4 protein-coding genes are annotated in these 7,544 nt (G+C 67.6%); all 4 read left to right on the top strand.

What is annotated here, in order from left to right; genetic code table 11:
- Positions 1–54: 54 nt before the first annotated feature.
- Positions 55–2,997, top strand: a complete 2,943-nt coding sequence (locus ACFRFC_RS37930; protein WP_382680133.1) for a hypothetical protein — start codon at positions 55–57, stop codon at positions 2,995–2,997.
- On the top strand, positions 2,990–4,315 hold the full coding sequence (locus tag ACFRFC_RS37925) for a hypothetical protein (protein WP_382680135.1): 1,326 nt from the start codon (positions 2,990–2,992) through the stop codon (positions 4,313–4,315). The genes ACFRFC_RS37930 and ACFRFC_RS37925 overlap by 8 nt, the downstream gene beginning before the upstream one ends.
- Before the next feature lie 146 nt (positions 4,316–4,461).
- Complete coding sequence (locus ACFRFC_RS37920) at positions 4,462–5,619, top strand: tyrosine-type recombinase/integrase (RefSeq protein ID WP_382680137.1); 1,158 nt, start codon at positions 4,462–4,464, stop codon at positions 5,617–5,619.
- A partial coding sequence (locus ACFRFC_RS37915; RefSeq protein ID WP_383112703.1) for a site-specific integrase occupies positions 5,616–7,544 on the top strand: 1,929 nt, incomplete at its 3' end. The genes ACFRFC_RS37920 and ACFRFC_RS37915, both read left to right, overlap by 4 nt.

Raw genomic sequence — 7,544 nt, 5'->3', positions numbered from 1 at the left:
GGGGCTGCGGATAAGGCGGGTAACCGGTACGAGGACTGGTGGACCGCGCTGAGGGTGGCGGAGTTGCTGCGGGGGCGGGCGTCACGGATCCGCCTGGAGCCCCCGGGGCCGGCGGGCGCCGGGATCGAGTTCGAGCTCGAGGCGGACGACGGCACGTGGTGCGAGCAGGTGAAGGACGTTCCCTCGAAGGGGGCGTGGACCTTGGACGCTGCGGGGAAGATCCTCAAGGTGGTCACGGGGCATCTCGCAGAGGGCAAAAAAGTGCGCCTCGTGCTGTCCACGGGGGCTCCTGAACTGCATGATCTTTCTCAGCGGGCCCGTGCCGCGGAAACGCTCGCCGAGTTCGAGGGGATCATTACCAAGGCCCAGCTTCCCCAGTTCGTACAGGTGCTCGGGAACTGGTCTGTGAACGGGGTGCCGGTCGACCGGGAGGTCGGCTGGCGGTATTTGCAGGCCGTGCACGTGGAGCACTACTCACCGGAGGCGCTGCGCCGCCTGGTGGTCTCTGAGTATGAGCTGCTGTTCGTCGGCGATCCGGAAGTGATCGTCAGGCAGCTGAGCGGCTATCTCGACGAGCACCTGCACCAGCGCCTCACCGGCTCCCAGATCCGCAGCCACCTTTTGACCGTGCCGGGAGTACGCCCACGGCTGCTGGCTGGTGACACCGGAACGCTCACAATGCTGGCCGGGACCGTCGAGCGCTTTGTGCGGCGTGTGTGGCGGGACATGCCTGTGTTCGGGATGGCTGCTCGTCCGCACGTGGAGCAGTTGTACGAACGCCTGGTGGCTGAGGGCGGTCCGCAGATTGTGGTCTGTGAGGGCGGGGCTGGCTTGGGTAAGTCGGCGGTTGTCACCGACGTCCTGGTCCGGCTGAGCGAGCAGGGATGGCCGGCGGCCGCGGTCCGGATGGACGGTGCTGACGCGGGCGTGCAGACGGCCAAGGAGCTGGGAACGAAGATGACCCTGCCGGACTCGCCGGCGGTGCTGCTGGCTGGGGTCGCGGACGGAGACCCGGCGCTGTTGGTGATTGACCAACTGGATGCGGTCAGTACCTACAACGGCAGGATGTCGGATGCTTACGAGGCCGTCGAGGATGTGCTGGCGCAGCTAGTCGTTGCCCCGAACGTCAAGGTGCTCCTGGTAGCCCGCACCGTCGATATCGACAACGACCGGAGGCTGTCCGGGCTGGTCGCCGACCGCACCCGGACGGCGCGTTTCCCCCTTGGCGTTCTGGACGTGGAACAGGTGCGCGCGGTCCTGGTCGCCAGCGGAACAGACCCCGACGGTCTGGGGCCGGTGACGTTGGAGTTGCTGCGGACTCCGTTGCACCTCTCGGTCTTCAGCCGTTTGTCTCCCTCGGCACACGCCGCTTCCTATCGGACTTTGCAGGAGCTGTACGTCCGCTACACAGATGAGCTGCGCGAGGAGATCGAGCGGCAGGTCGCCGCGCTGGACTGGCGGGGTATCACGGGCACACTGTGCGCCTCTATGAGCGAACGCGAAACGCTCCAGGCGCCCGCGGCGCTCCTGGATGGTTTTGCCCGCCAGCACATCAGGGTGCTCGAGTCGCATGGCGTGTTGGTGCGCGACGCGGAACAGATCGGGTTCTTTCATGAGACGTACTTCGACTTCCTTTTCGCCCGGTCTCTCATCTCCACCGAAGCGGACATCCACGACTTTCTCGCTGCTTCTGGCCAGTACTTGTTCCGCCGGGCTCAGACCCGGCAGATTCTTGAGCACCTCGCTGGCACCAATCGAGATCGTTTCCGCGTCACGGTCGCCCAGCTTCTGAGCTCTGACCGGATCCGTTCCCACCTGCACGATGTGATCATCACGGTCCTCGGACAGCTCGATGCCGCCTTGCCGGATTGGCAGGCCATCGAACCGGTCGCCTGGGGCCTTGCTCCTGTGGCAGGCAAGGTCCGCGGTCTGCTCTCCCGGCCGCAGTGGTTCGACGCCGCCGACCACGATCAGAGGTGGGAACGCTGGCTGAGCGCGCCGCAGACTGCCGACGCGGCCTTCGCGGAGCTCCTGGCCGTCGCGCGGCATCGGCCCCGGCGTGTCGCGGAGCTGGTGCGACCGTACGTGGGCACGACGCCACAGTGGGGGCAACGGCTCCTGGGGCTGATCGAGTGGGCTCTTACAGCCGACCTCGTCGATCTTGCCGTCGGCCTGATCGAAAGAGGCCATGCGGACGAGGCCCGTGGGCCTATCGCGGTCAACAGTGACTTCTGGTCGCTCCTCTACAGCCTTGCCGAAACCGCTCCCGCTCCCGCGGCCCATCTTGTCGGCGCCTACCTGCGCCGTCACCTTGCCCGAGCGCGCGCCGACGGCTCCGGCGATCCCTTCGCGTCCAAGCACCTGTCCACGCACTCGCAGTTTGCCAGCACCGTCCTCGCCCGCATCGCGAAGGCCGAGCCGGAGGCCTATGTAGAGCAGGTGCTGCCCTTTGTCATCGACGTGGCCACCGCTGGCAGCACGGACCGGACCGATGCGTACGCCCCCGGCGGCCGTTGGGCCTACCGCCATGTAGGCGGCCACAGCGTTGACACCGCGCTGCTGGCCGCAATCGACACGTCGCTGCGTGCCCTGGCCGCTCACGCCCCAGTTGCTGCTGCCGACGCTCTGCAGCAGCTGACCGCATCGCCGGTTCAGGAACTGCGCTTTCTCGCCTGCCGCGCCTACACCGTCATAGACCGGGCCGACGAGGCGATCTCCTGGCTCCTGACGGATGAGCGCAACCTGCGCTTGGGATGGCTGGACAGCCCACGCTGGTCTTCACGTGAACTCATCGAAGCAGCCACACCCCACTGCAGTGACGAGACTCTGGAGTGCCTGACCGGAGTGCTGCTCAGCCACTACACGGCATGGGAGCGCCGACGCCGGAAGGGGCAGCACAGCGCGTGGGGCTGGGCCCAGTACGAACTGTTGTCGGCAATCAGTTCCTCGCGCCGTACTGATGAGGTGCGGCGGCGGCTTGCTGAATGGCATGACTGACGTTCAGTGGCACCGAGCCCTGGACAAGTACGCCAAACCCCGGCCCGAGCGCTTCTGGCCGCCTCAGGGGGGAGCTTACGAACTCGCCCAGACCCTGCGCAGCCGCGCGGAACAGGAACCTGACCGCTTCACCGAATTCGCCTTCTCCCTTGGCTCCGGCTCACCGGCCGCCTACCTGCTCGCGATCGTGGAAGCAGTCACGCCTCACCTGGACGCCGACCGCTGGGAGCAGTTGGCTCTCCACACCCACCAGACCCTCGGCCCCGCCGCCGCGCCCACGATCTGCCGCGCCCTCCAGTCGGCTCCGCAGAACTTCACTTCCGCTTCGCTGCCAGTGCTCGACAGCTACACCACGGATCCCCACCCCGAGCAGGACATCCGCGATGCCGATGCAGAGGGAACCCGAACGGATCTGCTGACCGCCGGCATGAACGCCACCCGCGGCCAGGTAGCGCTCACCGTTGCCGCCCTGCTCTTCCACGGCAGTGAGCACCTGCACGCCTTGACGCCCCTAGTCACCCGCCTCGCCAACGACCCCGTGCTTGCTGTCCGAGTCTGTGCCGCCCAGGCCGTGCTGGCCCTGATGCACCATGACCCTCAGATTGCGCTGGACACCGCTGAACAACTCCTGAACCACCAGGACGCCAACGTCTACAACGCCTCCACCACCCAACGGCTGCTCATCAACACACTGGTCCGTGACCCCTCACGCTTCGCTGCCCACCTCTCCCGGGCCCTCCAAGGGCCGGGCGATACGGCCGAACTCGCCGGCCAGTCCTGGGCTGTTGCCACTATCCACGGATTCCTCACCCCGGACCTCCCGAACAGCACGCACGAACTCAACGCCCTCGCCCGCCGTGGGGCGGCAGCAGTCTTCGCCGACAACATCGACCACTACCCGCACCTTGTCCCGCTGTTCAACGACGACGACACTGACGTGCGAAAGAACGCCTCCCAAGGCATGCGGCAGGCATTCGACCTGCTTCCTGCGCAGGCCGACGAACTTGTCAGGGCTTTCCTCGATAGCGACGCGTTCCCCGACCACCTCGAACATCTGGCCTTCGCTCTCTACGACCACACCGGCCCCCTTCCCGCCGTGGCTATTGACGCCTGCGAGCGCACCGTCCAGTACGCGGGCAAAGACCTCGGCGACCTGAGAACCCACCGAGCAGCGGACGGCCACTACCTGGTCTCGGCGGTCCTTCGCCTCTACCGTCAAAGCCCGAGGCTCCAACGAATCCAATGCCTGGACATCATCGACAGGCTCTCGCAAGCAGGTGCCTACGGGTTGAACACGGCTTTGGAGAACGAGCGCTGACCCGACGAATCCCTGGCTCTGGCTTTCCCGAGAATTATCTGAGAGAGAGTCAGAGATGAGGGACGTTTGTTCTGGCTCTCACCTGCGGGGATGGTGCTGGCTGGAGTGCGGTGCGCGCTGCTGTGGGTGGTGGTTGTGTTTGTTGCGTGGACCCCGACTTCGTGGCGGAGCGTGCTGTTTCCCCGGTGACCGGTGTGGTGCGGTGGGTGGTGGTCGACGCCGGTTCGTTTGATCTGCAGAGCGAGGCGGTGGCTTTTCTGGCGTCGTTGCGGGCTCGGGGGTGTTCGCCGAACACGGAGCGTGTGTATGCCGGGCGGGTCGCTCTGTACTTGAACTACTGCCGGGTTCGGCGGCTGGACTGGCGGACTCCCGGCTTCCTGGATCTGGCCGGGTTGCAGCGGTGGCTGATCGAGACGCCGCTCCCGCTCCGCGCCGACCAGGTGCGGCCCGGTTCTGTCCGTTACCGGTCGCGGGGGACGGCGAACGCGGTCATGACGGTGGTAGGGGAGTTCCTGCGGTTCGGTGCTGTGCACGGCTGGGTGCCGGCCGATACGACGGCGTTGCTGTCCCAGCCGAAGTTGCTGCGTTTCACCCCGGCCGGCTTCGATACCGGCGAATCGGGCCAGCGGCGCCAGGTCGAGGCGGCTGTGTTCCGCTTCCGGGTCACCGAGCTGGGCTATGAGGACCTCAGCGGTGAGCAGATCCGCCGGATGATCGCCCTGGCGGCGAGTGCCCGTGACCGTTTCCTGATCGCGTTGCTGGCGTGTACGGGGCTGCGGATCGGTGAGGCGCTCGGGCTGCACCGCGGCGATATGCATCTGCTGGCCTCCTCCCGCGTGGTGGGCTGCGGTATTGAGGGACCGCACGTGCATGTCCGCCGCCGTGTGGACAATCCCAACCGCGCCCTGGCGAAGTCCCGGCGCCATCGCTTCGTGCCGGTCACCGCCGACCTGGTCGCACTGTATACCGACTACCAGTACGAACGCGACGATGTGGCCGAGGCTGCGGAGTCGGAGATGGTGTTCGTGAATCTGTTCCGTGCGCCGCTGGGGCGTGCGATGTCGTACCCGAATGCCAAGGAGATGTTCGACCGGCTGGCGCGCGCTCTCGGACAGGCGTGCCGTCCGCACATGCTGCGTCACTCGGCGGCGACCCGCTGGCTGCGTGACGGCGTCGACCGCGATGTGGTGCAGCGGCTCCTGGGCCACACCTCGCCGTTGTCGATGGAGCGCTACCGGCACGTCGACGACGTCGAGGCGCGGGTGGCGGTCGAGCGCGTCGGTTCCCTGAGGGAGCTCCGATGAGCAGCATCTCGTCCGCGCTGTCGCGGCTGCCCGCACCGCGCACCGAAAGCGCGGGGGATCTCGACGGCGGGGGACGGGCTGCGTGGCTGCGAGGCCATCTCGATCCCACCTGGCGGGCGAGTGAATGGCGCCAGGACTGCTGGCTGTTCACCGGCAGCGTCCACGAGCCGCGCAGTTCAGTTGCGCTGTGCCGTACGGAGGCGTGCGACACCGTGGTCTCGCCGGCCAACATCTTCTGCCCTTTCTGCAAGGAGGAGCAGAAACGGTCGCCGCTGCCCGACGCGGAGTTCGCGCGAGTCTTCGTGCCGGTGCGTAACCGGGTTGCCTTCGGCGGTGTTCCGGAGCAGTACAGCTTCACGAAGGACGGGCAGCGCTGTGTCCGGCCCCGCTACTGCAAAGAACTGTGCGCCACGCACTACACCCAGTGGAAAACCCACACCACCCGCAAGACCGCCAGCCGGTGGGAGGACACCGCCGTCCCGTATGCCGATACCCCTGCCTGCCCGGCTCCTGCCTGTCCGCTGCCGGGCCTGTACGGCCGGGGCCTGTGCCGGCACCACGCGCAGCGCTTCCGCGAGCACCGCCGTACCCACCCGGACGCGGACGTGGCGCTGTGGGCGGCCCAGCAGCCCCCGTACCTTGCCCCGCACCAGTTCAGCCTCCTGCCGCTGCCCGAACCGCTGCGCTGGGAGGTCCTCTACGGTCTGCAGCAGGTGGATCCGTGGCTGCGGATCTTCGAACCCCCGCAGGTCCGGCGCATGGTGCGGGACCTCGCCGCGGCCACCACGCTCATCGGCGACATCACGGACCAGCAGATGTGCCCGCGCTCCACTGTCGCGGTCCTGCGGATGCTCGGCCGCGTGCGTACGGCGGTCCGGGCGGGTCACGCGCAGCACACGGGCACCGCGCTGGCACAGGACGACATCCTGGACCTGCGTGCGCTGGGCCAGCGCTCCCGTACCCCGGCTGGCATCCGGCAGCCCAAGACAGTCGACCTGCGCACCATCCGGCAACCGTGGCTGCGCGGCCTGCTGCGCACCTGGACCGTCCAGCAGCGCCCGGGAGCGGACGAGTTCGCCCGCACGCTGCGCGGCGTGGAGCTCGCCTCCCGAGCCCTCGCGCAGCGCCCGGGAACCGACGACCCCACACGGCTTCGCTACGACGACGTCACCGCCGTGGTCGAAGCGTTCCGCACCGCACTGAAACTGGACGGCCAACTGGCCGGCTGGAACTACCGCATGTCCATCTCCAGCCACTTCTTCGCCCTGATCGACTACGGCCGCCGCTCAGGTACCACCGACACCCTCTCGGCCGCCTTCGTCCGTGACCCCGCCCTCCACCGCATCCCCGAGCAGGAGGCCAACGAGGACGAGATCGGCAAGGCGATCCCCGAACCGGTGATCCGCCAGCTCGACGCACACCTCCACCTCCTCGGCCTGGGGCGGGCCCGCGGTCAGCGCACCCTCGCCCCCGAAGACCTGCAGCTGATGTACCGCACGCTATACACCTTGCTCAGAGACACCGGACGCCGACCCCTGGAAGTCTGCTCCCTGCCCCGCGACTGCCTGGAAACCCGCAACGACCAGATCTCCCTGGTCTGGAACAACCACAAGGCCCGCCGCCACCGCAGACGCCTGCCCATCACCACACCCACCGCCCACGCCATCCGCACCTGGCACGAACGCCGAGAACAGCTCCACACCAGCCTCCCGCCCACCGGCGCCGACTACCTCTTCCCCGCCCTCACCCACCTCGCCACCCGCCACTACCTGCACACCAGCTACCTCAGCGAGATCCTGCGCCACTGGGTCGACTCCATCCCCCACCTGCACGGCGAAGGCACCGACACACAGGGCAACCCGCTGCCCTTCGACCGCTCCCTCATCTACGCCTACGCCTTCCGCCACTCCTACGCACAACGCCAG

The organism is Streptomyces sp. NPDC056734 (assembly GCF_042790455.1).
GTDB lineage: Bacteria > Actinomycetota > Actinomycetes > Streptomycetales > Streptomycetaceae > Streptomyces.
The sequence above is the reverse complement of the archived record's forward strand: the minus strand, read 5'-3'. Positions and strand labels throughout refer to the sequence as shown.

What these genes read in the sequence shown, in the direction of transcription:
- ACFRFC_RS37925 (WP_382680135.1), top strand. Translation starts at nt 2,990, where the DNA reads ATGACTGACGTTCAGTGGCACCGAGCCCTGGACAAGTACGCCAAACCC.